The organism is Streptomyces roseifaciens (assembly GCF_001445655.1).
GTDB lineage: Bacteria > Actinomycetota > Actinomycetes > Streptomycetales > Streptomycetaceae > Streptomyces > Streptomyces aureoversilis.
Map to the genome: position 1 here is coordinate 1,388,176 of NZ_LNBE01000004.1, position 26,793 is coordinate 1,414,968.

General features: G+C 73.5%; 20 protein-coding genes, 1 tRNA gene and 1 pseudogene. 17 read left to right on the forward strand and 5 right to left on the reverse strand.

From position 1 onward, the window contains the following. Positions 1-192 precede the first annotated feature (192 nt). Complete coding sequence (locus AS857_RS23335) at positions 193-1,404, forward strand: amidohydrolase family protein (protein WP_058045221.1); 1,212 nt, start codon at positions 193-195, stop codon at positions 1,402-1,404. A 66-nt stretch (positions 1,405-1,470) separates the two neighbouring features. On the opposite strand, the gene AS857_RS23340 is transcribed toward AS857_RS23335, so the two are convergent. Beyond that, positions 1,471-1,547 (reverse strand) — tRNA-Pro (locus AS857_RS23340). Positions 1,548-1,749: 202 nt separating this feature from the next. Between AS857_RS23340 and AS857_RS23345 the strand changes: the two genes are divergently transcribed. From AS857_RS23345 to AS857_RS23365, 5 genes are all read left to right on the forward strand, one after another. After that, positions 1,750-2,943 (forward strand): argininosuccinate synthase, encoded by a 1,194-nt coding sequence (locus AS857_RS23345; protein WP_058045222.1) that lies wholly within the window; start codon positions 1,750-1,752, stop codon positions 2,941-2,943. Between the two features lie 47 nt (positions 2,944-2,990). After that, complete coding sequence (gene argH / locus AS857_RS23350; protein WP_058045223.1) at positions 2,991-4,424, forward strand: argininosuccinate lyase; 1,434 nt, start codon at positions 2,991-2,993, stop codon at positions 4,422-4,424. A gap of 94 nt (positions 4,425-4,518) precedes the next feature. Continuing rightward, on the forward strand, positions 4,519-5,085 hold the full coding sequence (locus AS857_RS23355) for a TetR/AcrR family transcriptional regulator (RefSeq protein ID WP_058045224.1): 567 nt from the start codon (positions 4,519-4,521) through the stop codon (positions 5,083-5,085). Then, complete coding sequence (locus AS857_RS23360) at positions 5,082-6,632, forward strand: MFS transporter (protein WP_058045225.1); 1,551 nt, start codon at positions 5,082-5,084, stop codon at positions 6,630-6,632. The genes AS857_RS23355 and AS857_RS23360 overlap by 4 nt, the downstream gene beginning before the upstream one ends. Positions 6,633-6,878: 246 nt before the next feature. After that, positions 6,879-7,709 carry an alpha/beta fold hydrolase gene (locus AS857_RS23365; protein ID WP_058045226.1) on the forward strand — a complete coding sequence of 277 codons (831 nt, stop codon included), beginning with the start codon at positions 6,879-6,881 and terminating at the stop codon, positions 7,707-7,709. Positions 7,710-7,730: 21 nt separating this feature from the next. On the opposite strand, the gene AS857_RS23370 is transcribed toward AS857_RS23365, so the two are convergent. Then, the gene (locus AS857_RS23370) at positions 7,731-8,408 is read right to left on the reverse strand and encodes a lysophospholipid acyltransferase family protein (RefSeq protein ID WP_058045227.1); all 678 of its coding nucleotides are present in this window, start codon (positions 8,406-8,408) and stop codon (positions 7,731-7,733) included. A gap of 232 nt (positions 8,409-8,640) precedes the next feature. Here AS857_RS23370 and AS857_RS23375 point away from each other — a divergent pair, with 232 nt between their 5' ends. The 3 genes from AS857_RS23375 to AS857_RS23385 all read left to right on the forward strand — a co-directional run bounded on the left by AS857_RS23375 (position 8,641) and on the right by AS857_RS23385 (position 11,023). After that, on the forward strand, positions 8,641-9,822 hold the full coding sequence (locus tag AS857_RS23375; protein ID WP_058045228.1) for a glycerophosphodiester phosphodiesterase: 1,182 nt from the start codon (positions 8,641-8,643) through the stop codon (positions 9,820-9,822). Positions 9,823-9,885: 63 nt separating this feature from the next. After that, complete coding sequence (locus AS857_RS23380; RefSeq protein WP_058045229.1) at positions 9,886-10,404, forward strand: sigma-70 RNA polymerase sigma factor region 4 domain-containing protein; 519 nt, start codon at positions 9,886-9,888, stop codon at positions 10,402-10,404. An 82-nt stretch (positions 10,405-10,486) separates the two neighbouring features. Further along, positions 10,487-11,023, forward strand: coding sequence for a GNAT family N-acetyltransferase (locus AS857_RS23385; protein ID WP_058045230.1), 537 nt, complete (start codon positions 10,487-10,489; stop codon positions 11,021-11,023). On the opposite strand, the gene AS857_RS23390 is transcribed toward AS857_RS23385, so the two are convergent. Both AS857_RS23390 and AS857_RS23395 read right to left on the reverse strand, forming a co-directional pair. After that, entirely contained in the window at positions 11,020-11,448 is a 429-nt protein-coding gene (locus tag AS857_RS23390) for a hypothetical protein (RefSeq protein WP_382049857.1), read from the reverse strand. The genes AS857_RS23385 and AS857_RS23390 overlap by 4 nt on opposite strands. 2 nt (positions 11,449-11,450) lie before the next feature. Continuing rightward, the gene (locus AS857_RS23395; RefSeq protein ID WP_058045231.1) at positions 11,451-11,810 is read right to left on the reverse strand and encodes a hypothetical protein; all 360 of its coding nucleotides are present in this window, start codon (positions 11,808-11,810) and stop codon (positions 11,451-11,453) included. Between the two features lie 583 nt (positions 11,811-12,393). Between AS857_RS23395 and AS857_RS23400 the strand changes: the two genes are divergently transcribed. The 8 genes from AS857_RS23400 to AS857_RS23435 all read left to right on the forward strand — a co-directional run bounded on the left by AS857_RS23400 (position 12,394) and on the right by AS857_RS23435 (position 24,869). Next, positions 12,394-13,500, forward strand: coding sequence for a methionine ABC transporter ATP-binding protein (locus AS857_RS23400; protein WP_107105649.1), 1,107 nt, complete (start codon positions 12,394-12,396; stop codon positions 13,498-13,500). After that, the gene (locus AS857_RS23405) at positions 13,497-14,273 is read left to right on the forward strand and encodes a methionine ABC transporter permease (RefSeq protein WP_058045233.1); all 777 of its coding nucleotides are present in this window, start codon (positions 13,497-13,499) and stop codon (positions 14,271-14,273) included. The genes AS857_RS23400 and AS857_RS23405 overlap by 4 nt, the downstream gene beginning before the upstream one ends. 141 nt (positions 14,274-14,414) lie before the next feature. Beyond that, entirely contained in the window at positions 14,415-15,287 is an 873-nt protein-coding gene (locus AS857_RS23410) for a MetQ/NlpA family ABC transporter substrate-binding protein (protein ID WP_058045234.1), read from the forward strand. Between the two features lie 174 nt (positions 15,288-15,461). Then, positions 15,462-16,103 (forward strand): GNAT family N-acetyltransferase, encoded by a 642-nt coding sequence (locus AS857_RS23415; RefSeq protein WP_058045235.1) that lies wholly within the window; start codon positions 15,462-15,464, stop codon positions 16,101-16,103. 178 nt (positions 16,104-16,281) lie between these two features. Then, on the forward strand, positions 16,282-17,529 hold the full coding sequence (gene cbiE, locus AS857_RS23420; protein WP_058045236.1) for a precorrin-6y C5,15-methyltransferase (decarboxylating) subunit CbiE: 1,248 nt from the start codon (positions 16,282-16,284) through the stop codon (positions 17,527-17,529). Between the two features lie 218 nt (positions 17,530-17,747). Continuing rightward, a complete protein-coding gene (gene cobT / locus AS857_RS23425) occupies positions 17,748-22,574 on the forward strand; it encodes a nicotinate-nucleotide--dimethylbenzimidazole phosphoribosyltransferase (protein ID WP_058045237.1) in 4,827 nt (1,608 codons plus the stop codon). 156 nt (positions 22,575-22,730) lie between these two features. After that, positions 22,731-23,999, forward strand: coding sequence for a uroporphyrinogen-III C-methyltransferase (gene cobA / locus AS857_RS23430; protein WP_058045238.1), 1,269 nt, complete (start codon positions 22,731-22,733; stop codon positions 23,997-23,999). Positions 24,000-24,050: 51 nt separating this feature from the next. Beyond that, positions 24,051-24,869, forward strand: a complete 819-nt coding sequence (locus tag AS857_RS23435; protein WP_058045239.1) for a TrmH family RNA methyltransferase — start codon at positions 24,051-24,053, stop codon at positions 24,867-24,869. Between the two features lie 167 nt (positions 24,870-25,036). On the opposite strand, the pseudogene AS857_RS23440 reads toward AS857_RS23435, so the two are convergent. Continuing rightward, positions 25,037-26,355: pseudogene (locus AS857_RS23440) on the reverse strand (serine/threonine-protein kinase). Positions 26,356-26,793: the final 438 nt, after the last annotated feature.

The window sequence follows — 26,793 nt, forward strand, 5'->3', positions numbered from 1 at the left end:
GCGTCCCGCACTTGCGGGGCGCCATCGGTCGTGCGGGCCGCACTCCCCCGCTCCGCCCCGTGCCCCTCCCGCCCGGGAAATCATGCCGGGAGCGGGCTCCCGCGGCGCCGGAGTGGGCAGGATGACGAAGGGCTCAGGACGTCGGCGCCGTAAACACCGGCCCAACAGCAGTCATTGGGCAAGGGAGGACACATGCTCGCGATCCGCGCGGCGAAGCTCTTCGACGGGATAGGACCGGGGCTCGTCGAACGGCCCGTGGTGCTGGCCGAGGGCGGGCGGGTCGTCGCCGTGCACCCCGGCGGGAGCGTGCCCGCGGGCGCCGAACTGCTGGACCTGGGGGACGTGACGCTGCTCCCCGGCTTCGTGGACACCCACGTCCACCTCGCCTTCGACGCGAGCGACGACGCCGTGGGACGCCTGCGGCGCGCGGACGACGAGGAACTGCTCGACCGGATGCGGGAGGCGGGCCGGGCGGCGCTCGCCGCGGGCGTGACGACCGTACGGGACCTGGGGGACCGCGGGTATCTCGCGCTGCGGGTGCGGGAGGAGACCGCCAAGGACCCCACGGCCGGCCCCACCGTGCTCGCCTCCGGGCCGCCGATCACCACCGCGCGCGGCCACTGCTGGTTCCTCGGCGGCCGGGCCGAGGGCGTCGACGCGATCCGGGCGGCCGTGCGCGAGCGCGCCGAGCGGGGCGTCGACGTGGTGAAGGTGATGGTGACCGGCGGCGACCTGACCCCCGGCTCGGACCCGTTCCACGTGCAGTACAGCCACGCGGAGCTGCTCGCCGCCGTGCGCGAGGCCCACCGGCACGGGCTGCCGGTCACTGCGCACGCCCACTCGGCGGCAGGCATCGCCGGCGCAGTGGCCGCCGGGTTCGACATGGTCGAGCACTGCTTCTTCGTCACGGAGATCACCGACGAGAGCGACGAGACCGACACCGGCGTGGACTACGACCGGCGCATCCTCGACGACATGGTCCGCCTCGGCGTGGTCGCCTCCCTCACCCTGGGAGCCCTGCCCGGCGGCCCGCCGCCCCCGCCCCGGATCGCCCGCCGCCTCCCGGGGCTGGTCGCCGGGATGGCCGCGATGCGGGAGGCCGGCGTGGGCGTGGTCTGCGGCAGCGACTCGGGCATCTTCCCGGTCAAGGCCCACGGCAGCCACCCGTACAGCGTCGTCGCCATGGCGGACATGGGCTTCGGCCCGCTGGAGGCGCTGCGCGCCGCGACCTCGGCCGCGGCCCGCGCGTGCGGCGTCGCCTGCCGCAAGGGGTGCATCGCGCCCGGCTTCGACGCGGACATCGTGGCGGTGGCGGGGGACCCCCTCGCCGACATCACGGCCGTCCACGCCGTGACGGCGGTCCTGCGGGAGGGCCGGCGGGTCGGCCCGGAGAAGCCGCTCTAGGGGCCCGGAAAACGGAGAAGGCCGCTTCCTCTTACGAGGAAACGGCCTCCGACCTGCGATGTTCGCTGGTCGGGACGGCGGGATTTGAACCCACGACCCCTTGACCCCCAGTCAAGTGCGCTACCAAGCTGCGCCACGTCCCGGTGCCCGTCCCTCCCGGGTTTCTTCCCGGTCGGGCGTGCAGAAAGAAAGTATCCTGTTTGGCTGCGTGATCCAAATTCGGGGTCCGCGACTCCGTCTGCGTGACGACCCGACCACGTACCGCCACCCGCGTCGCCCGTTGACGAAACATACGGTGCAGTGCATACTTATGCCCATCAGCGTATGCATCGTAAGGAGAAACCCGTGACCGAGCGCGTCGTACTCGCCTACTCCGGCGGCCTGGACACCTCCGTCGCCATCGGCTGGATCGCCGAGGAGACGGGCGCCGAGGTCATCGCCGTTGCCGTGGACGTCGGCCAGGGCGGCGAGGACCTGGACGTCATCCGCAAGCGCGCGCTCGCCTGCGGTGCGGTGGAGGCGGAGGTCGCCGACGCCAAGGACGAGTTCGCCGAGGAGTACTGCCTCCCGGCGATCAAGGCCAACGCCCTCTACATGGACCGGTACCCGCTGGTCTCCGCCCTCTCCCGGCCCACGATCGTCAAGCACCTCGTCGCCGCCGCGAAGAAGCACGGCGCGACCACCGTCGCCCACGGCTGCACCGGCAAGGGCAACGACCAGGTGCGGTTCGAGGCCGGCATCTCCTCCCTCGCCCCCGAGCTCAAGTGCATCGCCCCCGTCCGGGACTACGCCATGACGCGGGACAAGGCCATCGCCTTCTGCGAGGCCAAGGGCCTGCCGATCGCCACCACCAAGAAGTCCCCGTACTCCATCGACCAGAACGTCTTCGGCCGGGCCGTCGAGACGGGCTTCCTCGAGGACATCTGGAACGCCCCGATCGAGGACGTCTACGACTACACCGCCAACCCGGCCACCCCCCGGGAGGCCGACGAGGTGATCATCACCTTCGAGCAGGGCGTCCCGGTCGCGATCGACGGCAAGCCCGTCTCCGTGCTGCAGGCCATCCAGCAGCTCAACGAGCGGGCCGGCGCCCAGGGCGTCGGCCGGCTGGACATGGTCGAGGACCGGCTGGTCGGCATCAAGTCCCGGGAGATCTACGAGGCGCCCGGCGCGATCGCGCTGATCACCGCCCACCAGGAGCTGGAGGCCGTCACGGTCGAGCGCGAGCTCGCCCGGTACAAGCGGCAGGTCGAGCAGCGGTGGACCGAGCTCGTCTACGACGGCCTGTGGTTCTCCCCGCTCAAGCGGGCCCTGGACGGCTTCATCGCCGAGGCCAACGAGCACGTCTCCGGCGACATCCGGATGACGCTGCACGGCGGCCGGGCCGTGGTCACGGGCCGGAAGTCCGAGAAGTCGCTCTACGACTTCAACCTCGCCACGTACGACACGGGCGACACGTTCGACCAGTCCATGTCGAAGGGCTTCATCGAGATCTTCGGTCTGTCCTCGAAGATCGCCGCGAAGCGCGACCTGGCCTGACCGACCGGCTGCCGGCCGCCCCCCCACCACCCACGAGGAGCACGCAAGTGAGCAACGGCACCACCGACGACGTCCGGCTCTGGGGCGGCCGCTTCGCCGACGGCCCGGCCGAAGCGCTGGCCAAGCTGTCCGCCTCGGTCCACTTCGACTGGCGGCTCGCCCCCTACGACATCGCCGGTTCCCGCGCCCACGCGCGCGTGCTCCACAAGGCCGGGCTGCTCACGGACGACGAGCTCGGGCGGATGATCGAAGGCCTGGGGCTGCTGGAGGCCGACGTCGCCGCGGGCACCTTCACCGGCACCATCGCCGACGAGGACGTGCACACCGCGCTGGAGCGGGGCCTGCTGGAGCGGCTCGGCCCGGACCTCGGCGGCAAGCTGCGCGCCGGGCGGTCCCGCAACGACCAGGTCGCCACGCTCTTCCGGATGTACCTGCGCGACCACGCCCGGATCATCGGAGGGCTCGTCACCGATCTGCAGGAGGCGCTCGTGGGCCTCGCCGAGGCCCACGCCGACGTCGCCATGCCGGGGCGGACGCACCTGCAGCACGCCCAGCCCGTCCTGTTCGCCCACCACGTGCTCGCGCACGTCCAGTCGCTCTCGCGGGACGCCGAGCGGCTGCGGCAGTGGGACGAGCGCACGGCGGTCTCGCCCTACGGGTCGGGGGCCCTCGCCGGGTCCTCCCTCGGGCTCGACCCGGAGGCGGTCGCGGCCGACCTGGGCTTCGAGCGCGGCTCGTCGGGCAACTCCATCGACGGCACGGCCTCGCGCGACTTCGTCGCCGAGTTCGCCTTCATCACGGCGATGATCGGCATCGACCTGTCGCGGATCGCCGAGGAGGTCATCATCTGGAACACGAAGGAGTTCTCCTTCGTGACCCTCCACGACGCCTTCTCCACCGGCTCGTCGATCATGCCGCAGAAGAAGAACCCGGACATCGCCGAGCTCGCGCGCGGCAAGTCCGGGCGGCTCATCGGCAACCTCACCGGCCTGCTCGCCACCCTCAAGGCCCTGCCACTCGCCTACAACCGGGACCTGCAGGAGGACAAGGAGCCCGTCTTCGACTCCTGCGACCAGCTGGAGGTCCTCCTGCCGGCCTTCACCGGGATGATGGCCACCCTCACGGTCAACCGCGCCCGGATGGAGGAGCTGGCCCCCGCCGGATTCTCCCTGGCCACCGACATCGCCGAGTGGCTCGTCAAGCAGGGCGTGCCGTTCCGCGTGGCGCACGAGGTGGCGGGGGAGTGTGTCAAGGAGTGCGAGGCGCGCGGCATCGAGCTCGACGGCCTGACCGACGAGCAGTTCGCCGCCATCTCGCCGCACCTGACGCCCGAGGTCCGGTCGGTCCTGAGCGTGCCCGGTGCGCTCGCCTCGCGCAGCGGGCGGGGCGGCACCGCGCCGTCCGCGGTCGCGGTCCAGCTCGGCGAGGTCAAGGCGGACCTGGCGGTCCAGCGGGAGTGGGCGGACGCCAAGCGCGACTGAGACGGCCACGCCTTTCCTGAGACGGCCACGCCTTCTCTGAGACGATGACCACCCGGATGAGACATTCACGTCTCATCCGGGTTATCGTCGTCTCATGAGTGTTGACCGGGACCATGTGCTGAAGGAGGCCGCCGCCCTGCTCACCCGCAGGGCGACCGCCTCCATGGACGAGATCGCCAAGGCCGCCGGGATCGGTCGCGCCACCCTCCACCGCCACTTCGCGGGGCGCGACGCGCTCGTCCGCGCCCTGGAGGACCTGGGCATCCAGCAGTTCGGGCAGGCCCTCGACGCCGCCCGGATCGAGGAGGGCGACGCGGCCGGCGCCGTGCGCCGCCTGATCGACGAGGCCGAGCCCGTCGCCGGCATGCTCGCCTTCCTCTTCACCGAGAACCAGCTCTACGAGAACGGCACCAACGAGGGCTGGAACCGCCTCGACGCCCGCGTCCAGGAGCTCTTCCGCCGCGGCCAGGAGGAGGGCGCCTTCCGGCTCGACCTCACGCCCGCCTGGCTCACCGAGGCCCTCTACGGCCTGATCGGCACCGGCGCCTGGGCCGTCCAGGACCGGCGCGTGGCCGCCAAGGACATGCCCCGGATGGTCGCCGAGCTGCTGCTCGGCGGCGCCGGGCGAAGGACGGACGCCGAGCGGAGGATGAAACGGTGACCGGAACCGCCGGCGGCCCGCAGACCCTCGCGGCCCCCGCCGAGACTCCCCGCCCCGGGCGCTGGCTCGCCCTCGCCGTCCTCGCCTTGGCCGTGCTCCTCGTCGCCGTCGACGCCACCGTCCTCGGCCTGGCCACGCCCTTCCTCAGCGAGGACCTGCAGCCGTCGGGCACCCAGCTGCTGTGGATCGGCGACGTCTACTCGTTCGTCATCGCCGGACTCCTGGTCTCCATGGGCAGCCTCGGCGACCGCATCGGCCGCAAGAAGCTCCTGCTGTGCGGCGCGGTGGCCTTCGGCGCGGTGTCGGTGCTGAACGCCTACGCCTCCACGCCCGAGATGATGATCGCCGCCCGGGCCCTGCTGGGCGTCGCGGGCGCGACGCTGATGCCGTCCACGCTGGCGCTCATCCGCAACATCTTCCACGACCCCAAGGAGCGCAGCCTGGCCATCGGCATCTGGGGTGCCATGGCCTCCGCGGGGGCCGCCGTCGGGCCCGTGGTGGGCGGCTTCCTGCTGGGGCACTTCTGGTGGGGCTCGGTCTTCCTGATCAACCTGCCGGTGATGGCCGTGCTGGTGCTCGTCGGCGCCAAGCTGCTGCCCGAGTCGCGCGACCCCTCGCCCGGCCCGTGGGACCTGCTCAGCGTGGCGCTGTCGATGACCGGCGTCATCGCCGTCGTCTACGCGATCAAGGAGGGCGCCACGCACGGCCTCGGCTGGGGCGTGGCCGCGACGGCGGCCGTGGGCGTGACGGCGCTGGTGTGGTTCGTCCGCCGGCAGCTCACGCTGCCCTCGCCGCTGCTGAACATGCGGCTGTTCCACCACAGGGGCTTCTCGGGCGCGGTGCTGGCCGACCTGCTGACCGTCCTCGGCCTGTCCGGCATGGTCTTCTTCCTGTCGCAGTTCCTCCAGCTCGTCCAGGGGCGCAGCCCGCTGGAGGCGGGCCTGGCCGAGCTGCCGGCGGCGATCGGCGCGGTCACCGCGGGGCTGCTCGCGGGACGGGCCGCCCGGCGGTTCTCGGTGCGGTCGGTGGTGACCGGCGGGCTCGCGGCGATCGGCGTGGCCCTCGCGGCGCTCGTCTGGCTGGAGACCGACACGTCCTACCCGGTGCTCGGCGCGGCCCTGCTGATGGTGGGGGTGGGCGCGGGATTCTCCTTCACCGTCACGGCCGACGTGATCCTCTCCAGCGTGCCCAAGGAGCAGGCGGGTGCCGCCTCGGCGGTCTCGGAGACGGCCTACGAGCTCGGCGCCGCGCTCGGCATCGCGCTGCTCGGCTCGATCGTCACCGGCGTCTACCGGGACTTCACCGTCCCGGCGGGCGTGCCGGAGGCGACCGCCGCGCAGGCCCACGAGTCCCTCGGCGGCGCCGTGGAAGCGACCTCCGCCCTGCCGGCCGACCAGGCCACGGGCCTGCTCACCTCCGCGCAGGACGCCTTCGTCGACGGGCTGCAGATCGCCTCGGGGGTCGGTGCGGTGGTGCTGCTGGCCACGGCCGCGGCCGCGTGGTTCCTGCTGCGCGGGCAGAAGCTGGAGGAGGGGTACGGCGGCTGAACCGTCGCGCGGGTACGGCAAACGGAACCGCGTTCACCGGTTTGAGCCGGGTACGGCTCACATGAGCAAAGCGCACGACGGGCCGGGGCGGCAAGCCCCGGCCCGTGTGACATATGCCGGAAACAATTCCCCTTGACGCGATGCTTACGCGCGGGCAACGATCACGACCACTGGTCGACATTGTCGAACACGGTTCGGTTCCGACGGTGGTCCCCCGCCGTCCCGTTGCCAAAGGAAACCCTCCTCATGCGTCTCCGCAGAACGGTCAGGCTGCTGCTCGCCGCCGCGGCCACCGCGGCCCTGGGCCTCACGGGCCTGGCCGCGTCCCCGGCCTCCGCCTCCGTCCTCGACATCCCGCCGCGCGGTGCCAACGACTGGTCCTGCAAGCCGGATTCGGCCCACCCCGAGCCCGTCGTGCTCGTCAACGGCACCTTCAAGCTCATGGGCGAGAACTGGGCAGCGCTCTCCCCGAAGCTGAAGGAGGCGGGCTACTGCGTCTTCGCCTTCAACTACGGCAACATGGAGACCGCCCCGATCCCGCAGGCGGCCGAGGAGCTGCGCGACTTCGTGGAGGCCGTGCGCGGCGCCACGGGCGCGAAGAAGGTCGACCTCGTCGGCCACAGCCAGGGCGGCATGATGCCGCGCTACTACGTGAAGTTCCTGGGCGGCGCGGACAAGGTCGACGACCTCGTCGGCATCGTCCCGTCCAACCACGGCACGAAGAACCCCCTGGCCATCCCGGCCGGCTGGACGTTCTGCCCGTCCTGCGCCGACCAGCGCTGGGGCTCGCCCTTCATGCAGAAGCTCAACGAGGGCGAGGAGGCGCCGGCCGGTCCCGACTACACCGTCATCACCACGCGCTACGACGAGGTCGTCATCCCCTACACCAGCGCACTGCTCAACGGCCCGGCCGAGCGCGTCACCAACGTGGTGCTGCAGGACAAGTGCAAGCTCGACTTCTTCATGCACGACCAGGCCACCAAGGACCCGGTCGTCGCCCAGTGGGTGCTCAACGCGCTGGGGCGCAAGGGTCCGGCCGACCCGTCCTTCCACCCCCAGTGCATCGGCCTGGGCTAGCCACCATCAGGTGACGTGGCGTCAGGCGGCCTTCGAAGCCCTGGCCTTGGTCGCGTAGACGTCCACGTACTCCTGGCCCGAAAGGCTCATGACCTCGCTCATCACCTCGTCGGTGACGGCGCGCAAAATGTAGCGGTCGCGGTCCATGCCCTCGTAGCGGGAGAAGTCCAGCGGCTCGCCGAAGCGCACCGTCACCGGGGCGAGGTGCAGCATGCCCTTGCCGCCCGGCTGGACCTTGTCCATGCCGATCATCGCGAACGGCACCACCGGCGCGCCCGTCATCAGCGCGAGGCGGGCGATGCCGGTGCGGCCGCGGTAGAGGCGGCCGTCGGGGGAGCGGGTGCCCTCGGGGTAGATGCCGAAGACCTTGCCCTCGTCGAGGATGCGGCGGCCGGTCATCAGCGCCGCGACGCCGCCGCGGCCGCCGTCGCGGTCCACCGGGATCATGCCGGAGCTGCGGAAGAACCAGGCCATGAGCCGGCCCTTGATCCCCTTGCCCGTGACGTACTCGTCCTTGCCGATGAAGAAGACCTGCCGCTTGACCACCAGCGCGAGGAACAGCGAGTCGACGAACGTCACGTGGCTGCCCGCCAGGATGACCGGCCCGCTGCCGGGGATGTTCTCCGTGCCCTCCACCTTGGGGCGGTACAGGACGCGCATGAGCAATCCGAGGAACGCCTTGAGCAAGATGCGGGACAACGGAGGCCCTCCGGTCGTGATGGTCGGTGCGGCGCATGCCTGCGCAGGGGAGTGACCATACTCGCCGGTATGGGCCTTGCGCACCCCGGGTAGGGGGATGCGATACGGAGTGTTGACAGGAGTTTGCACGCCGTTTGACCTTCGTCTTCACAGACGGAAGTCGTACGTGTTTACGATCGGCGCGTCCGACGGGTGCCGGAACGGTGCCGGGACGCGCAAGCAAGGAGCGTTCATGGATCAGGAGCAGCGGCCGGGCAGGCGCACCCTTCTGGGGGCCGCGGCGGCCCTCGGCGCGGGAGCGGTCGTCCTCGGCGGCGGAGCGGGCACGGCCTCGGCCGCGCAGCGCGGGCAGGCCGCGGAGCGCGCCCACGGCGGCGGCACCGGCGGTTCGTACAAGGACCTGCCCAAGCCGACCGTCATCGGCCACCGCGGCGGCAGCGGCTACCGCCCCGAGCACACCCTCGGCTCCTACCAGTTCGCCCTCGACAACGGCGCGGACGTCATCGAGCAGGACCTCGTCCCCACCAAGGACGGGCACCTCGTGTGCCGCCACGAGAACGACATCACCGGCACCACCGACGTCGCCTCCCGCCCGGAGTTCGCCTCCCGAAAGACGACGAAGACCGTCGACGGCGAGGCCCACACCGGCTGGTTCACCGAGGACTTCACGCTCGCCGAGCTGAAGACGCTGCGCGCCAAGGAGCGCATCCCCGGCACCCGCCAGCACAACACCCTCTACGACGGCGTCTGGCAGGTGCCCACCTTCGAAGAGGTCCTGAAGTGGGCCGACGAGCAGGGCCGCAAGCGCGGCCGGCGCATCTGGCTGCACATCGAGACCAAGCACCCCACCTATTTCCGCAAGGCCGGCCTCGGCCTGGAGGAGCGGCTCGCCAAGCTGCTGCGCCGCTACAACCGCTCGGGCCGCAACGCCCACACCTTCCTGCAGTCCTTCGAGCCGAGCAGCCTCCAGCGGCTGAACCGCCTGGGCGTCGACTGCCCCAAGGTGCTCCTGCTGGACGACCTCACGACGCAGCCGTGGGACTTCGTCGAGGCCAAGGACCCGCGCACGGTCGCCGACCTGATCACGCCCAAGGGCCTGAAGTGGGTCTCCGGCTTCGCCCAGGGCATCGGCCCGTGGCTGAACCTGGTCATCCCGCGGGACAAGAACGACAAGCTGACCAAGCCCACCGCGCTGGTGCGCGACGCGCACGCCGCCGGGCTGATCCTGCACCCGTACACCATGCGCAACGAGAACAGCTTCCTGCCGGCGGACTTCCGGCGGGGCACCGACCCCAACGGGTACGGTGACGCGCTCGCGGCGTTCAAGACGTACTTCGCGACCGGGATCGACGGCATCTTCTCGGACAACTGCGACACCGCGGCGATCGCGCGGGACGCGTTTCTGAAGGGGTAACCCGCAAGGGTGATCGTCCGGAGGCCCGGAACCGCCGGAGCCGGGTCTCACGTCACGCCTCGCATGACGCAGAGCGATCTCCTGACCCGGCTGAGCCCCCTGCTCAAAGCGGAGTGCGCCGCCGAGGCGGCCGCGGTCGCCGGGACCGACGCCGCCGACCTCGAACAGGGCGTCTGGGTGCGGCTGCTCAGTGACAGCCGCACCATCGTCTCGGCGGCCCGGCTGCGGGCGACCGTCCGGGCCGAGGCCCGCGCCGCGCGCCGCCGCGCCCGGCGCGAGGTGCTCTACGACCCCACCCACTCCGAGCCGCCGGGCGGCCACGACGCGGGCGTCGAACAGCAGGTGCTCGCCGCCGAGGAGGGCCGGGCGCTGCGCGCCGCGGTGCGCCGGCTGCCCGGCCGGTGCCCCCGGCTGCTGGCCGCCCTCCTCTCCCGGAAGGACCCGACCTACCGAGAAATCGCAGGCGAGTTGGGAATGTCACAAGGATCTTTGGGGCCGGTACGTTCCCGTTGCCTGGGATGCTTGCGCAGAATGCTGACGGCGGAGGTTGCCGCTCCTGAACCCTGGGGAAAGGAGCGATAGACAACCGGCGCCACGGAGGCGGCGTGCACCCACGACGGCTCCTGTCAGGGCGGACCGAACCGAAAAGGGGAGGCGTGGGCACATGGGCATGAGCGTGACCATCTCTGCGGCGACCGATCTCGACGCCGAACAGATCCTGAAACTCCAGTACCTCTGCTATCAGGGCGAGGCCGAGCTCTACGGCGACTACTCCATCGCACCGCTCACCCAGACCCTCGCCGAGCTGCGCGCCGAACTGGGCGCCGGCTGCGTCCTGGTGGCCCGGCTCGGCGACGAGGTCGTGGGCTCGGTGCGCGGCACGGCCGGCCCCGGGGGCACGGCGGTGATCTCCGGGATGATCGTCCACCCCCGGATGCAGCGGCACGGCCTGGGCGGGCGGCTGCTCGCCGCGGTCGAGGCCCGGCTGGCGGCGGAGGGGGCCACCTGCTACCGCCTGGCCACCGGCCACCGCAACGAGGGGAACCTGCGGCTGTACCGCAAGTGGGGATACGTACAGGTGGCCAGCGAGCAGGTCACGCGCAAGCTCACGCTGGTGACGATGGAGAAGGAACGCCGGGAGCAGGACGCGGAGTCCGCGCGGGGCGCCGCCGGGGCGGCGCTCGCGACGTCGAGCCGCTAGCCGGCCTGTGGCTGTGCCGCCCGGCGCAGCCACACCATCGCGGTGACGGGCAGGATCACCGGGATGAAGAGGTAGCCCATGCCGTAGTCCGACCAGACCGTGGCGTCGGGGAAGGCGGACGGCTCGGCGAGCGTCCACGTCCCGACGACGAGGACGCCGGCCAGCTCGGCGGCGCAGCACACGAGCGCCGCCCGGCGGGCCGCGGGGCCGCCGCGGACCAGGGAGTACGTGATGAAGGCGTACACCACGGCGGCGATCGCCGACAGGACGTAGGCCAGTGGGGCGCGGCCGAAGTCCAGGATCATCTGGACGATCGAGCGGGAGGCCGCGGCGACGGTGAAGACGCCGTAGAGCCACACCAGCAGCCGGCCCGGCCCCTCGCCGAGGTTGAAGCCCGGCTTGGCGGGGGTGGTCGGTTCGGTCACGGTCAGCCTCCCCAGATGTCGTAGAGCCGCACTTCGAGCACGGCCAGGATCACGGCGCCCGCCGCCACGGTGGCCGAACCCCAGCGGGTGCGCTCCGCGAGCGACATGAAGCCCGCGGCGGGCACGGCCGCCGCCGAGCCGATCAGGTAGGCCAGGAAGATGGCGGTGCCCTGCTCGGGCTCGTCGCCTCCGGCCAGCCGCACGACGCCGACCACGAGCTGGGCGACCGCCAGGACGGTCACCACGGCCATGCCGATGAAGTGCCAGTCCTTGGTGGACTGGTCGCGGGAGAAGGCGATGCCGCACCAGGCGGCCAGCGCGAGGGCGGTCAGTCCGACCGCGAGCGTCAGCGCGCCGATCACCGTGGCCACCGGGCTGCGGGCGCGTGCGGAGGGGGCTGGACAAGCATGGGACGACTTTAATGGCCTGCCCGGAATGCGCCGCGCCCGGCCCCGCACCGGGCCCCGTCGGCCCGTGGCCTTGACCACAGGGCGCATCCGCGCGCCCCGGCCGAGGGGCGCGGTGGCAGGGTCGCCGGCCCGCGTCCGTGCAGGTCAAGGGGCGATCGCCGATGGCTTGAAGATCGCTTACGGGGAGCGGGGCGTGTCCACGAACCGGCCATGTGCGTCCGCTATTCGGACAGCCTTGGCCGACTCGCACATCCGTCTGTTTTACTTTCCCGCATGACCACGACGAGCAGCCGCACCTGTGCGACCGAGGCGATGACGACGCCCGGCGCTGCTCGTTGCATGTGTCGAATGTGTGACCGCTGAGGGCCCCCGTTCCGTGCCTCGCGCCCCGAAGCGAGACCCGTAGAGCCCGCGTCCCGCGTCCCACCCGGACCGGACCGGAAAAGCTCCGCCCCGCGTCACCAGGACTCCCCGAAGCCGCGACCCTCGTTCGCGCCCGCCGGGGCACCTAGGCCGCGCTCCGCAATGAATGCCCGTGCCCGGCGCCCTCACCGCCGCGCACTCGACAGTGACGGAAACCCCTGTGATCACCACTACGGGCCTGACAAAGGTCTACCGCTCACGCGGCCGCGAGGTCACCGCCCTCGACGGCGTCGACCTCCACGTGCGGGAGGGCGAGGTGTACGGCGTCGTCGGTCAGAGCGGCGCCGGCAAGTCGACCCTCATCCGCTGCGTCAACCTCCTGGAGCGCCCCAGCTCCGGCACGGTCACCGTCGCGGGCCAGGACCTCACCGCCCTCGCCGGGCGCGGCAACCGCGCCGGAGCCGAGCTGCGCAAGGCACGCAGCCGCATCGGCATGGTCTTCCAGCACTTCAACCTGCTGTCCTCGCGGACCGTGCAGTCCAACATCGAGCTGCCGCTGGAGATCCTCGGCGTCTCCGGCAAGGAGCGCGAGCGCAAGGCCCTCGAACTCCTCGACCTCGTCGGCCTCGCCGACAAGGCCAAGGCCTACCCCGGCCAGCTCTCCGGCGGCCAGAAGCAGCGCGTCGGCATCGCCCGCGCCCTGGCCGGCGACCCCAAGGTGCTGCTCTCCGACGAGTCGACCTCCGCGCTCGACCCGGAGACCACCCGCTCCATCCTGCAGCTGCTGCGCGACCTCAACCAGCAGCTCGGCCTGACCGTCCTCCTCATCACCCACGAGATGGAGGTCGTCAAGACGATCTGCGACTCCGCGGCCCTGATGAAGGGCGGGCGCGTGGTGGAGTCCGGCACCGTCTCCGAGCTCCTCGCCACGCCCGGCTCGGAGCTCGCGGCCGAGCTCTTCCCGGTCGGCGGCGAGCCCTCCGGCCCGGACCGCACCGTCGTGGACGTCACCTTCCACGGCGACGCCGCGACCCAGCCGGTCATCTCCCAGCTCTCCCGTACGTACAACATCGACATCTCGATCCTGGGCGCCGCGATGGACACCGTCTGCGGCAAGCAGGTCGGCCGGATGCGCATCGAGCTGCCCGGCCGCTTCGAGGAGAACGTCGTACCGATCGGCTTCCTGCGCGAGCAGGGCCTTCAGGTGGACGTCGCAGACGTGCGGAACGCCCACGACGCAGCCCCGGCCGACGCGCTCCTGAAGGATGGTGCCAAGTGACCTGGACCGAGATGCAGCCCCTGCTGCAGAACGCCTGTCTGGACACCCTCTTCATGGTGTGGTGGTCCACCGTCTACACCATCCTCGGCGGCCTGCCGCTGGGCATCCTGCTGGTCCTCACCGACCGCGGCGGCCTCCTGCAGAACGTCGTGGTCAACAAGGTCGTCGGGGTGGTCGTCAACCTCGGCCGCTCGCTGCCCTTCATCGTCCTCATGGTGTGGCTGATCCCCTTCAGCCGCTTCGTGGTCGGCACCTCCATCGGGCCCAGCGCGGCCGTGGTGGCCCTGGCCATCGGCGCGATCCCGTTCTTCGCCCGGCTGGTGGAGACCGCGCTCCGCGAGGTCGACCACGGCCTCGTCGAAGCCGTCCAGTCCATGGGCGGCGGCACCTGGACCGTGATCTTCAAGGTGCTGCTCCCGCAGGCCCTGCCCTCGGTCATCGCGGGCCTGACCACGACCGTCATCGCCCTCATCGGCTACTCCGCGATGGCCGGCGCGGTCGGCGGCGGCGGCCTCGGAAACCTGGCCATCGTCTACGGCTACCAGCGCTCCGAGACCGGCCTGATGAACATCACCATCGTGCTGCTCATCGTCATCGTCACCATCGTCCAGCTCGCCGGAGACCTCGCCGTACGGGCCCTCGCCCGGCGCGGCGGGCGGCAGGCCGCCCCCGTGGGCCTGCGCCGCCTGTGGGCCCCCGCCCGCGTGGCGCCCAAGCCCGTGGCGACCGTCCCGGCTCAGGCCGAGGCGCCGGAGGCATCCAAGGCCTCCTGACCGAAAAGACTTCCTGATCGGAGCTGATCAGGCCTGGCACGAGGGGCATTTCGCCCCTCACCGCAGATCCACGAGCCCGGACCCTTTGCCGGGCGGCAACACCTCGTGAACCCAGGAAATCCAGAAAGAGGGGCACTCTTCGTGCGTACCACCGTCAAGCTCACCGCCGCCGTCGCGGCAGCCGCCGCACTCACCCTCGGCCTGAGCGCGTGCAGCGCTCCGTCCGACACCTCCTCGTCCGGCAGCTCGAAGAAGGGCAAGGACGCCGACCCGGCCGCCAAGCTCGTCGTCGCCGCCAGCCCGACCCCGCACGGCGACATCCTCAACTTCGTCCGCGACAACCTCGCGGAGAAGGCCGGCCTGAAGCTGGAGGTGAAGGAGTTCAACGACTACGTGCTCCCGAACACCGCCACGCAGAACGGCGAGGTCGACGCCAACTTCTTCCAGCACAAGCCGTACCTCGACGACTTCAACAAGAAGCAGAAGACCGACATCGTCCCGGTCGTCAACGTCGAGCTCGAGCCGCTCGGCCTGTACTCCGAAAAGGTAAAGAAGGCCGGCGACCTCGGCAGCGGCGCGACCATCGCCGTGCCCAACGACGCCACCAACGAGGGCCGCGCCCTGAAGCTGCTGGCCGACAACGGCGTCATCGTCCTGAAGGACGGCGTCGGCTCCGGGGCCAAGCTCTCGGACATCAAGGACGACAAGGGCATCAAGTTCACCGAGCTCGAGGCCGCCCAGATCCCCTCCCGCCTCGCCGACGTCGACGCCGCCGTCATCAACGGCAACTTCGCCATCGGCCACAAGCTCAACCCGGCCAAGGACGCCATCGCCCTGGAGAAGGCCGACGGCAACCCCTACGCCAACTTCCTCGCCGTGAAGAAGGGCAACGAGTCCGACCCGCGCGTCCAGAAGCTCGCCAAGCTCCTCAACTCCGACGAGGTGAAGAAGTTCATCGAGCAGAAGTTCAGCAACGGTGCCGTCCTCCCCGCCTTCGGCGCCGTGAAGGGCTGACCCCGCCCGTCGCTTCCGTAACCACAGCCGCCCCTGTGGCCCCAGGCCCCGCGCACCCGTCGGCGTGCGCGGGGCCGACGCGCTTGGCGCACGCACGCATCGATGCTGCATGCTGGTGCACTCAAGCCCGGAGCGCCCCGTCCCGAGCCCACTTCCCCGGCGTTGGAGCAGCACATGACATCCACCTTCCCGGACATCTCCATCAGTACGGACCGGCTGGTGCTGCGCCCGTTCGAAGCCGAGGACGTGCCCGCGCTCGCGGAGATGATGGGCGACGAACTCGTCACCGCCTGGACCTCGGTGCCCCACCCCTACACCACCGCCCACGCCCGTGACTGGGCCCTGCGCGAGGCGCCGGCCGAGCGCACCGAAGGGCGCGGAATCGTCTTTGCGGTCACCGAGTTCCTCACCCACCGCCTCGTCGGCTGCGTCCACCTCCACCACACCGACTGGCGGGCCCTCTCCGCCGAGGTCGGCTACGTCGTCGCCCCCTGGGCCCGCGGCGAGGGCTACGCCTGCGAATCCGTGCTCGCCGTCGCCGAGTGGCTCTTCCGCGACCAGAAGTTCGAGCGCCTGGAGCTGCGCACCGCCGCCGACAACACGGCCTCCCAGCAGGTCGCCCAGAAGATCGGCTGCATCAGCGAGGGCGTGCTGCGCAACGCCTGGATAGGACGCGGCCGCACCGAGGACGGCGGCTGGACCGAGCTCCGCACCGACCTCATCATCTGGAGCCTCCTCCCCGAGGACCTCGACGAAATGCGCGAGCAGCCCGCGGGGGATCCCGGCTACGCTGCGGCCTTCCACGACTGGTCCTGACGCCTGCCGGTCCCGGAGCGGCTCCGGCCGCGGGCCGGGCGGTCCGGTCACCGCATCCGGACCAGGGAAGGTCCGGACCAATAGGGGGTACGCTCACCCTGCCCCGCCCCCTGCCCCCCACTTTCCGCCGACAGACCCGCCCCGCAGACGCGCCGACAAGCCCAGGAGAATGACGACGATGGCCGACCGGGTCACGGTGATCGGGTGGGACGGCTCACCACTCACGGACGCGGCCCGCTCCGCCCTCGCCGCCGCCACCCTCGTGGCCGGCGCCGCCCACCACCTGGACCTGCCCGAAGTCCCGCCCGCCGCCGAGCGCATCCGCCTCGGCAGCGTCGACCTCGCCGCCCGCCGCATCGCCGGCCACCGCGGCTCCGCCGTCGTCCTCGCCGACGGCGACCCCGGATTCTTCGGCGTCGTCCGCACCCTGCGCGCCCCCCAGCACGGCCTCGAGGTCGAGGTCGTGCCCGCCGTCTCCTCCGTCGCCACCGCCTTCGCCCGCGCCGGCATGCCCTGGGACGACGCCCAGATCGTCGTCGCCCACAGCCGCGACCTGCGCCGCGCCGTCAACGTCTGCCGCGCCCACACCAAGGTCGCCGTCCTCACCTCGCCCGGCGCCGGCCCCGCCGAACTCGCCCTCCTCCTCGGCGACGTCCACCGCACCTTCGTCATCTGCGAGGAGCTCGGCACCGAGCGCGAACAGGTCACCGTCCTCACCTCCGACAAGGCCCCCGACCACTACTGGCGCGACCCCAACGTCGTCATCGTCATCGGCGGCGCCGGAGCCACGCCCGCCACCGTCCCCGGCTGGGGAGCGACCCGGCCACGCGCCGGCGGCGGCTGGATCGCGGGCCGCGACCCCGGCTACCCCCCGGCCGTCCGCGGCTGGGCCCTGCCCGCCGACGCCTACGGAAGCGACCTCGGCGAGGGCGAGGCCACCGAACTGCGCGCCGCCCAACTCGCCCGCCTCGGCCCCCGCGTCGGCGACCTCGTCTGGGACATTGGCTCCGGCAGCGGCGCCGCCGCCGTCGAGGCCGCCCGCTTCGGCGCCGCCGTCATCGCCGTCGACCGCGACGCCGACGCCTGCGCCCGCACCACCGCCGTCGCCCGCCGCTACGGCGTCCAGCTCCAGGTCGTCCACGGCGCTGCCCCCCAGGTCCTGGAGGACCTCCCCGAACCCGACGTCGTCCGCGTCGGCGGCGGAGGCGCCCCCGTCGTCGCCGCCTGCGCCGCCCGCCGCCCCGAGCGCATCGTCGCCCACGCCGCCACCCGCGACGAGGCCGAGGCCGTCGGCCGCGCCCTCGCCGAGGGCGGCTACGCCGTCGAATGCACCCTGCTCCAGGCCGTGGAGCTCGACCCCGCCGCCTGGGCCGAGCGCGAACGGTCCGTCGCCTTCCTGCTGAGCGGACGCCGTACCCACCTGTGACCCCGCCCCGCCGGGCGGAGGGTAGGCTGGCGGATCGTTGTACCGCCCCTCGGTGTCCGACACCACAGTCGTCAATGTCCCGAACGCACCCTCCTTTTGGCGGGGGCACGGCAAGGTAGGGGCGGGCGACGTACAACGTGCCGCGAGGCACGGACGCTCGTTCTTGACTATGGGCGTGAGCGGTTGGAAGGAGCACTACCGATGGGCGAGGGGTACGCATGACCGACACCGGCCAGTTCCCGGGCGAGGGACAGCCGGAGAACGCAGGCGCGCTGCCCGGCCATCCGTTCCCCGCGGACGCCGTAGCCCCTGCCGACCCCGGAGCCCCGGCCCCTCCGGCCCCTCCGGCTACGTTTGCCTTCCTCGACCACGGGGACGGCACGGAGCCGGACGGTGCCGACGAGGACGACCTCCTGCTGATGCCGGGCGCCCAGGGCGCCTGGAGCGAGCAGTCGGCCGTCCAGGGCGGTACGCACGAGAGCGGCGGCCGCGACACCGGCTCCGTCGACTACGGCGACGTCCGCATCCCCCCGGCCACCGCCGCGGGCCAGCCGCCCGCCGCCCCCGTGGCACCGCGCCGCCCCCTGCACATGGGCCCGCCCGTCCCGGACCCCACCAGCGGAGTCGTCCGCTCCCTGGCCGACCGCGGCCCCGCCGCGCCGGCCCCCGCCCCGGTCCGCCCGCCGGCGGCGCCCGCACCGGGCCCCGAATACCTCGACGGCACCACCGACGAGACGGGCACTCAGCAGACCCCGCGCCTCGGCGAGGTGCCGCAGCAGCAGCCGGGCACGTGGGACGCCCAGCCGCAGCCGCCCGCCGCGGCCTTCGTACCGCCCCAGGCGGCCGGTCCGGCCGCTCCTGCCGTTGACGTGCCGTCAGCCGCCCCGGCCGCCCCGGAACAGCCTGCCGGGCACCCCGTCGCCGCCGAGCCGGCCGCCGGTGCGGCGCCCTCGACCGGCCTCCTCGCCATCGACGCCGTGGTCGCCGCGGCCACCGGGCAGGTCCACGTACCGCCGGGCGCCGTGGCCGAACCGGCCCCCCAGGCCGTCGCCGTGACGGACGCCGCCCCGGCGCAGGAGCCTGCCGCCGGGGACGAGCCGGTGGCTGCGCCCGCCGACGCTCCGCAGGCCGAAGCGGCTGCGGCCCCCGACGTCGCGGCCGAGCCCGGCGAGCCGGCTGCTGCCGTGACGGATGTGCAGGCGGCTCCCGCCGTCGGAGCCGAACCCGCGCTCGCCTCCGTGCCGGGTCCGCACCCGGTCGCGGAGGCCGCCCTGCTCGCAGAGGCCGCCCCGGCCGACCAGGCCGTGGTGGCGCCCGAGCCTGCGGCGGCCGCCGAGCCGGTCGTGGCCGAGCCGGTCGCGGCCGAGGTTCCCGCCGCCGATGCCGGGCAGCCCGAGCAGGTCACCGAAACCGTTGCGACCGCCGGTGCCCCGGCCGGTGCGGCCGAGCCGGAGCAGACCGCCGTTCAGGCCGACCAGGGTCGGATTCCGGCCGAGGTCCCGCCGGCACCGGCCGCCGAGGCCGCCGCTCCCGCCGACGTTCCGCAGGCCCCGGCCGACCAGGCTGCGGCCCTCGCTGACGCCCCGTCGGCAGAGGCCGCCGCGGCGGTCGCTCCCGTCGACGAGCTCCTGGCACAGACCGCCCCGGCCGAGGCGGCCGCTGACGGCCTGCCGGAGCAGCTCGCAGCTTCCGAGACGCCGGACGGGGCGGCCCAGCCCGCGCCGGAGACGGCTGCCGTTGCCGATCCCGCGGTGGACGCGCAGGCCGCAGTCCCGGCCGAGGCCGTGCAGGCTGCCGGTGCCGCCGTACCGGTGGCGGATGCCTCCGCCACCGCTCCGCAGGCAGAGCAGGTTGCCGAAGCCGCGGCTCCCGCCGTTGCCGACCTTGCGGTGGACGCGCAGGCCGCCGTCCCGCTCGCCGCCGAGGGCGAGACGGAGGCGCAGGTCACGGCCGCGCAGCCCGAGCAGGCGGCCGGCTCGGTGGCCGTGGTGGATCCTTCCGCCGCTGCCGCTGCCGCTGCCGCTGCCGAGTCCGTTCCGGACGTGCAGGCTGCTGTCCCGCACGACGCACAGAGCGCCGACGCTGTCGTTCCGGCCGCTGCCGAGGCTGTGGTGGACGCGCAGGCGGGTATTCCGCAGCCCGAGCAGACCGCCGTTCCCGAGTCCGCTGAGGGCGCTTCCGCCGTCGCTCCGCAGGCCGACCAGGCTGCCGACTCCGCTGCCGAGCCCGTAGCGGATGCGGATGCCCAGGCCGTTCCGCAGGCCGTTCCGGCTGCCGAGCCCGCCGTGGAGGCTGCCGCCCCCGCGCCGGAGGCCGAGCAGGCCGCACAGGCCGCGCCGGTCGACGCTTCCACTGCCGCCGTGGCCGAGGCCGGGACGGAGCCGGGCGCCGCCCCGGCCGCGCAGCCGGTCGATGCTCCGCAGCCGGAGCAGGCCGCCGTCCCCGGCGCGCCCGCTGCCGAGCCTGCCGCTCCCGTCACCGAACCGTCCGCGGCAGTCGAGGCTCCTGCTGCCGCTCCGCAGCCCGAGCAGGCCGCCACCGTTGCCACGGCCGAGGCGGGGACCGAGTCCGGTCCGGCGCCGGTCGCGCAGCCGGTCGACGTCCCGCAGCCGGAGCAGGCCGCCGCGCCCGGCACGCCTGCTGCCGAGCCTGCCGCTCCCGCCGTCGAACCGTCCGCTCCGGCCGTGCCGGTCGACGCTCCCGCCGCTGCCCCGCAGCCCGAGCAGGCTGCCACGGTTGCCGAGGCCGAGGTGGGTGCCGAGCCCGGTCCTGCCCCGGCCGCCACCGCTGCCCCGGCCGAGGCCGGGACCGAATCCGGCCCCGCGCCGGCCGCGCGGCCGCTCGACGCCCCGCAGCCCGAGCAGGCCGCCGTCCCCGGCGCGCCCGCTGCCGAGCCCGCCGTTCCCACCGGCGAACCGTCCGCCCCGTCCGACCCGCACGCCGTCGCCGGCGTACCGCAGACCGAGCAGGCCACCATCTCCGAACCGCAGGCACCCGCGACCGAGGACGCAGCGCAGACTCCGGCGCCGGAGCAGTCCGCAGCCGATCTGCCCGAGCCGGCCGCCGAGGACGACGCCCGGCCGGCCGCCCCCGCGGGCCCCCAGGTCATCACCCCGGCCACCGCGACCGAGGCCCCTGCCGACGTCCCCGCCGACGTCCGCATCCCGGCCCCCGAGCAGGCCCCCGCCGAGCCGGCCGGGGCCCCGGAGCCGGTCGTCCCCGCGGCCCGCGCAGCCGGACCCGCCCCGGCGGAGGAGGAGAGCCCCCCCGCCGCGGAGGCCGAAGCCCCGGCCGAGCCCCGGCCCGAGGTGCCCGCCGCCGTCGGGTACGGCGACGCCGAGCGCGAGGCCGTGCACCGCGTGATGCGCGAGCGGCGCGACATCCGCAACGGATTCCGCACCGACCCCATCCCGCACGAGGTGCTGCTGCGCGTCCTGGAGGCCGCGCACACCGCCCCCAGCGTCGGCCACTCCCAGCCCTGGGACTTCGTCGTCATCCGTTCCGCGGAGACCCGGCAGGCCATGCACGAACTGGCCCAGCGCCAGCGCGACGCCTACGCCAAGTCGCTGCCGAAGGGCCGGGCCAAGCAGTTCAAGGAACTGAAGATCGAGGCGATCCTCGAGACGCCCGTCAACATCGTCGTCACCGCCGACCCCACCCGCGGCGGCCGCCACACCCTGGGCCGCCACACCCAGCCGCAGATGGCCCCGTACTCCTCCGCGCTGGCCGTCGAGAACCTCTGGCTCGCCGCCCGCGCCGAGGGCCTCGGCGTCGGCTGGGTCAGCTTCTTCGACGAGCGCGAGATGGTCCGCACCCTGGGCCTGCCCGAGCACCTGGAGGTCGTCGCGTACCTGTGCGTCGGGTATGTCGACGAGTTCCCGGACGAGCCCGAGCTGATGCAGGCCGGCTGGTCCAAGCGCAGGCCGCTGTCGTGGGTGGTGCACGAGGAGGAGTACGGCCGCCGCGCCCTGCCCGGCGAGGAGCCGCACGACCTGCTCGCCGAGACCCTGCGCGGCATCCGCCCGCTGGACGCCAAGGCGCTCGGCGAGGCGTGGGAGCGGCAGAAGCGCATGACCAAGCCGTCCGGCGCGCTCGGCATGCTGGAGATCATCTCCGCGCAGCTGTGCGGCCTGTCGCGCAAGTGCCCGCCGCCGATCCCCGAGCCCGCCGCCGTCGCGATCTTCGCCGGTGACCACGGGGTGCACGCCCAGGGCGTCACGGCGTGGCCGCAGGAGGTCACCTCCCAGATGGTGGCCAACTTCCTGGGCGGCGGCGCCGTGTGCAACGCGTTCGCCAACCAGGTCGGCGCCGAGGTCTGCGTCGTGGACGTCGGCGTCGCGGGGGAGCTGCCCAGCACCCCCGGCCTCCTGCCGCGCAAGGTCCGCCCCGGCACCGCCGACATCACCACCGGCCCCGCCATGACCCGCGAGGAGGCGATGCACGCCCTCGAGGTGGGCATCGAGACCGCCCGCGACCTGGTCGCGGCAGGCAACAAGGCGCTCCTCACCGGCGAGATGGGCATCGCCAACACCACGGTGTCGGCCGCCCTCATCTCCGTCTACACCGAGTCCGACCCGGCCGAGATCACCGGCCGCGGCACCGGCATCAACGACGAGATGCACGCCCGCAAGGTCGACGTGGTCCGGCGCGCCCTCGAGCTGCACCAGCCGGACCCGAAGGACCCCATCGGCGTCCTCGCCGCGATCGGCGGCCTGGAGCACGCGGCCCTCGTCGGCCTGATCCTCGGCGGCGCGTCCCTGCGCACGCCGGTGATCCTGGACGGCGTGAGCGCCGGGGCCGCGGCCCTCGTGGCCCGCGCCATCGCCCCCGAGGCGCTCGCGGCCTGCATCGCCGGTCACCGCAGCGCGGAGCCGGGGCACGTCGCGGCGCTGACGAAGCTCGGCCTGCGGCCCCTGGTGGACCTCGACCTCCGGCTGGGCGAGGGCACGGGCGCCCTGCTGGCCCTGCCGATCGTGCAGAGCGCTGCCCGCGCCATGCACGAGGTGGCCACGTTCGACGCGGCGGGCGTCACCGAAAAGGGCTGACGTTCCGGCAGGGAAGCCCCACGTGCCTCCGGCACGTGGGGCTTTGCCCACCCACCCGTCACGGATGGCGGGTGACCGGCCCGCTTCCGCCCCCTGTCGCACCGTAGGGTGTCCCCACCAGCGCATTCGCCCGCCCACGAGGAGACCCGCACGCCCATGGCCGAGCACAACGAAGCCGTCGCCTACCCCGTCGGACTGCGCCTCTCCGGCCGCCGCGTCGTCGTCCTGGGCGGCGGGCAGGTCGCCCAGCGCCGGCTGCCCGCCCTGCTCGCCGCCGGCGCGGACGTCCTCCTCGTCTCCCCCTCCGCCACCCCCTCCGTCGAAGCGATGGCCGACACCGGCGAACTGCGCTGGGAGCGCCGCCGCTACCGGGACGGCGATCTCGACGGTGCCTGGTACGCCCTGATCTCCACCGACGACCCGGAGGCCAACCGGGCCGCCTCCGCCGAGGCCGAGGCCCGCCGCGTGTGGGCCGTGCGCAGCGACGACGCGGACGCCGCCTCCGCCTGGACGCCCGCCACCGGCCGCAGCGAGGGCGTCACCGTCGCCGTGCTCACCGGCCGCGACCCCCGCCGCTCCGCCGCCGTCCGCGACGCGATCATCGAGGGCCTGCGCGACGGCACCCTGACCGCCCCGCACTTCCGCACCCACACCACGGGCCCGGGCGACGGCCACGGCACCGCCACCGGCCCCGGCCACGTCGCCCTCGTCGGCGGCGGCCCCGGCGACCCCGACCTCATCACCGTGCGCGGCCGCCGCCTCCTCGCCCAGGCCGACGTCGTCATCGCCGACCGCCTCGGCCCGCGCGACCTCCTCGACGAGCTCCCCCCGCACGTCGAGGTCATCGACGCCGCGAAGATCCCGTACGGCCGCTTCATGGCCCAGGAGGCCATCAACAACGCCCTGATCGAGCACGCCAGGGCCGGCAAGTCGGTCGTGCGCCTCAAGGGTGGCGACCCCTTCGTCTTCGGCCGCGGCATGGAAGAGGCCCAGGCGCTCGCCGAGCACGGCATCCCGTGCACCGTCGTCCCCGGCATCTCCAGCACCATCAGCGTCCCCGGCGCCGCCGGCATCCCCGTCACCCACCGCGGCGTCGCGCACGAGTTCACGGTCGTCAGCGGCCACGTCGCCCCCGACGACCCGCGGTCCCTCGTCGACTGGGAGGCCGTCGCCAGGCTCCGCGGCACCCTCGTCCTGCTGATGTCCGTCGAGAACATCGGGGCCATCGCCGAGGTCCTCGTCCGGCACGGCCGCCCCGCCGCCACGCCCGTCGCCGTCGTGCAGGAGGGCACCACCTCCGCCCAGCGGCGCGTCGACGCGACGCTGGCCACCGTCGGCGAGCGCGTCGCGGCGGAGGGCATACGGCCCCCCGCGGTCATCGTCATCGGCGACGTGGTGACGATCGGCACCGGAACCGGCCGCTAGAGCCCACCGCACCGCCCCGCGACCGAGCACCCCGCACCGAGGACCGAGAACATGGCCGACATCATCACCATCGACGACCCCGACGACCCGCGCCTGCACGACTACACGGGCCTGACCGACGTCGAGCTGCGCCGCCGCCGCGAGCCCGCCGAAGGGCTCTTCATCGCCGAGGGCGAGAAGGTCATCCGGCGCGCCCGCCACGCCGGGTACGAGATGCGCTCGATGCTGCTGTCGGCCAAGTGGGTCGACGTCATGCGCGACGTCATCGACGAGGCGCCGGCCCCCGTCTACGCCGTGAGCCCCGACCTCGCCGAGCGGGTGACGGGCTATCACGTCCACCGCGGGGCCCTCGCCTCCATGCAGCGCAAGCCCCTGCCGTCGGCCGCGGAGCTGCTGGGGAGCACGCGCCGCGTCGCCGTCATGGAGGCGGTCAACGACCACACGAACATCGGGGCCATCTTCCGCAGCGCGGCGGCCCTCGGCATGGACGCGGTCCTGCTCTCCCCGGACTGCGCCGACCCGCTCTACCGGCGTTCGGTGAAGGTCTCCATGGGCGCCGTCTTCTCCGTGCCCTACGCGCGCCTGGAGACCTGGCCGCGCGACCTGGAGACCGTGCGCGAGGCGGGCTTCCGGATCCTGGCCCTCACCCCGGACGAGAAGGCCACGTCCATCGACGCGGCGGCCCCGCACCGGCTGGAGCGGGTCGCCCTCATGCTGGGCGCCGAGGGCGAGGGCCTGTCCACGCGCGCGTTGATGGCGGCGGACGAGTGGGTGCGCATCCCCATGGCCCACGGCATCGACTCGCTCAACGTGGGCGCGGCGGCGGCCGTGTCGTTCTACGCGGTGACGGCGGGCCGCCCGCAGGACTGAGGGCCCGTCCGGCGGATCGGGCAGTACGCGCCCGCGCGGCTGCCCGTGGATTCCGCCGGACCCTCGACGTCGACGTCGTGGCGTCGCACTGCACCGTCACGGCGGGCAAGTGACGCGGCAGGCAAGCGATGCGGCGGCCCCGGCGAGGAGCGGAGCCCTGATCGCGGTCAGTGCCCGCCCGGTGCCCCGAAGAAGCCCTGCTGCCCCTGCTGTCCCTGTTGCCCTTGCTGTCCCGGCTGGTCGCTCCGCGAGACCGAAGGCACCCGCTGCAGCCCGTCCGTGTTCCGCTCAGGACCCTGGCAGCCCTGCGCGACGGCGATGCCCAGCGCGACCAGCAGCGTCACCACCACGAAGACGGTCAGCCGCTGCCGCAGCAGCCGCGGGTCCCGCGCCGGCCGCCGGGCGCCGGCGCCCGTACGGGCGCCGGCGCCCGTACCGCGCCCGCACGTCCCGCAGGGCAGGCCCGAATCCGGCCGCCGGCCGGCCGCGCGGCCGGCCGGCGGCCGGATTCGGGCCTGCCCTGCGGGACGTGCGGGCGCGGTGCGGGCGCCTTGACCGTGGGCCGCTCCGTGCGCTGCTCCGCATAGTCCGCGGCCCGGCGGCCCGACGGCCGGTCGGGGTCGCGCCGCGCCAGGGGGTGTCGGCCCTCGGAGAGGCCCTGCGCCTCGCGGGCCGCGATCTCCTTCAGCCGCAGCGACAGCTGCAGCGTGCTCGGCCGCTCCTCGGGATCCTTGGCCAGGCATGCGTGGATCAGCGGTGCCAGGGCGTCCGGTACGGCCATGAGCTGCGGTTCCTCGTGGACGACCCGGTAGAGCATGACCTCCGAACTGCCCTGGCCGAAGGGCGAGTCCGCAGTGGAGGCGTAGGCGAGGGTCGCGCCGAGGGCGAAGACGTCCGTGGCGGGGGTGACGGCGGCGCCGCGCACCTGTTCGGGGGCGAGGAAGCCGGGCGAGCCCACGGCCGTGCCCACGTGGGTCAGGGTGCTCGCGCCGGTCGCCCACGCGATGCCGAAGTCGATGATGCGGGGGCCCTTGGGGGACAGCAGGATGTTCGAGGGCTTGAGGTCCCGGTGGACCACGCCCGCGTCGTGCACGGCGAGCAGGCCCTCGGCCAACGCCGCCCCGATGGAGGCGGTCTGAGCCGCCGACAGCGGCCCCTCCTCGTTCACCTTGTCGTGCAGGGAGGGCCCCGGCACGTACTGCGTTGCGAACCACGGGCGGTCCGCGTCCAGGTCGGCGGCCACCAGCCGCGCCGTACAGCCGCCGCGGATGCGCCGGGCCGCCTGCACCTCGCGCGCGAACCGCGAGCGGAACTCCTGGTCCTCGGCCAGGTCCGGCCGGATCACCTTCAGCGCCACGCGCTGCCCGCGCCGGTCGGAGCCGAGGTACACCACGCCCATGCCGCCCGCGCCGAGCCGGCGGTGAAGCCGGAACGAGCCGACGACACGCGGGTCCTCGCGCCGGAGCCGCATCATCGCCATCTTCATCCCCGCTGCCCGGTCCGTCTGACGTGGCACAGCTTACGGATTGACGGGCGGGCGCGCTGATAGGCCGCGCATGCGTCGGCGAGTGGATTGCCCGCACCCGGCGCGGGCGGCGGGCCGCGGGCCCGGGGCGGCGGTCGCGCACCCCCGGCGCGGGGGAGCGGCGCCAAGGGGCCGTCGCCGAGGGGGGATTGGGGCCGTGCCCGGCCCGGAGCCCCTCGTTCCTGCCGAGGTGGGAGGGGCGGCTGGGGCGCGTGCGGCGGGCAGGGGAGGGGCCGCCGGGACCGTGAAGATCGTTAAGGCCGGAGGCGGGCCGGAAGTGACCGAAGTCACCCCGGCGCGGGCGGTTCCCGGCCGCCTCCGGGTGCCCCCTCCGGGAAGACCCCAAGGGATGGGGACGCCCGTGTCCAACCAGGGGAGTAGCCGCCCGGCGTCCGCTCA

Excerpts from the sequence above, each read along its gene's own strand:
- AS857_RS23335 (WP_058045221.1), top strand. The coding sequence starts at position 193 with ATGCTCGCGATCCGCGCGGCGAAGCTCTTCGACGGGATAGGACCGGGG.
- AS857_RS23355 (WP_058045224.1), top strand. The coding sequence starts at position 4,519 with ATGAGTGTTGACCGGGACCATGTGCTGAAGGAGGCCGCCGCCCTGCTC.
- AS857_RS23365 (WP_058045226.1), top strand. The coding sequence starts at position 6,879 with ATGCGTCTCCGCAGAACGGTCAGGCTGCTGCTCGCCGCCGCGGCCACC.
- AS857_RS23375 (WP_058045228.1), top strand. The coding sequence starts at position 8,641 with ATGGATCAGGAGCAGCGGCCGGGCAGGCGCACCCTTCTGGGGGCCGCG.
- AS857_RS23380 (WP_058045229.1), top strand. The coding sequence starts at position 9,886 with ATGACGCAGAGCGATCTCCTGACCCGGCTGAGCCCCCTGCTCAAAGCG.
- AS857_RS23385 (WP_058045230.1), top strand. The coding sequence starts at position 10,487 with ATGGGCATGAGCGTGACCATCTCTGCGGCGACCGATCTCGACGCCGAA.
- AS857_RS23415 (WP_058045235.1), top strand. The coding sequence starts at position 15,462 with ATGACATCCACCTTCCCGGACATCTCCATCAGTACGGACCGGCTGGTG.
- cbiE (WP_058045236.1), top strand. The coding sequence starts at position 16,282 with ATGGCCGACCGGGTCACGGTGATCGGGTGGGACGGCTCACCACTCACG.
- cobT (WP_058045237.1), top strand. The coding sequence starts at position 17,748 with ATGACCGACACCGGCCAGTTCCCGGGCGAGGGACAGCCGGAGAACGCA.
- cobA (WP_058045238.1), top strand. The coding sequence starts at position 22,731 with ATGGCCGAGCACAACGAAGCCGTCGCCTACCCCGTCGGACTGCGCCTC.
- AS857_RS23435 (WP_058045239.1), top strand. The coding sequence starts at position 24,051 with ATGGCCGACATCATCACCATCGACGACCCCGACGACCCGCGCCTGCAC.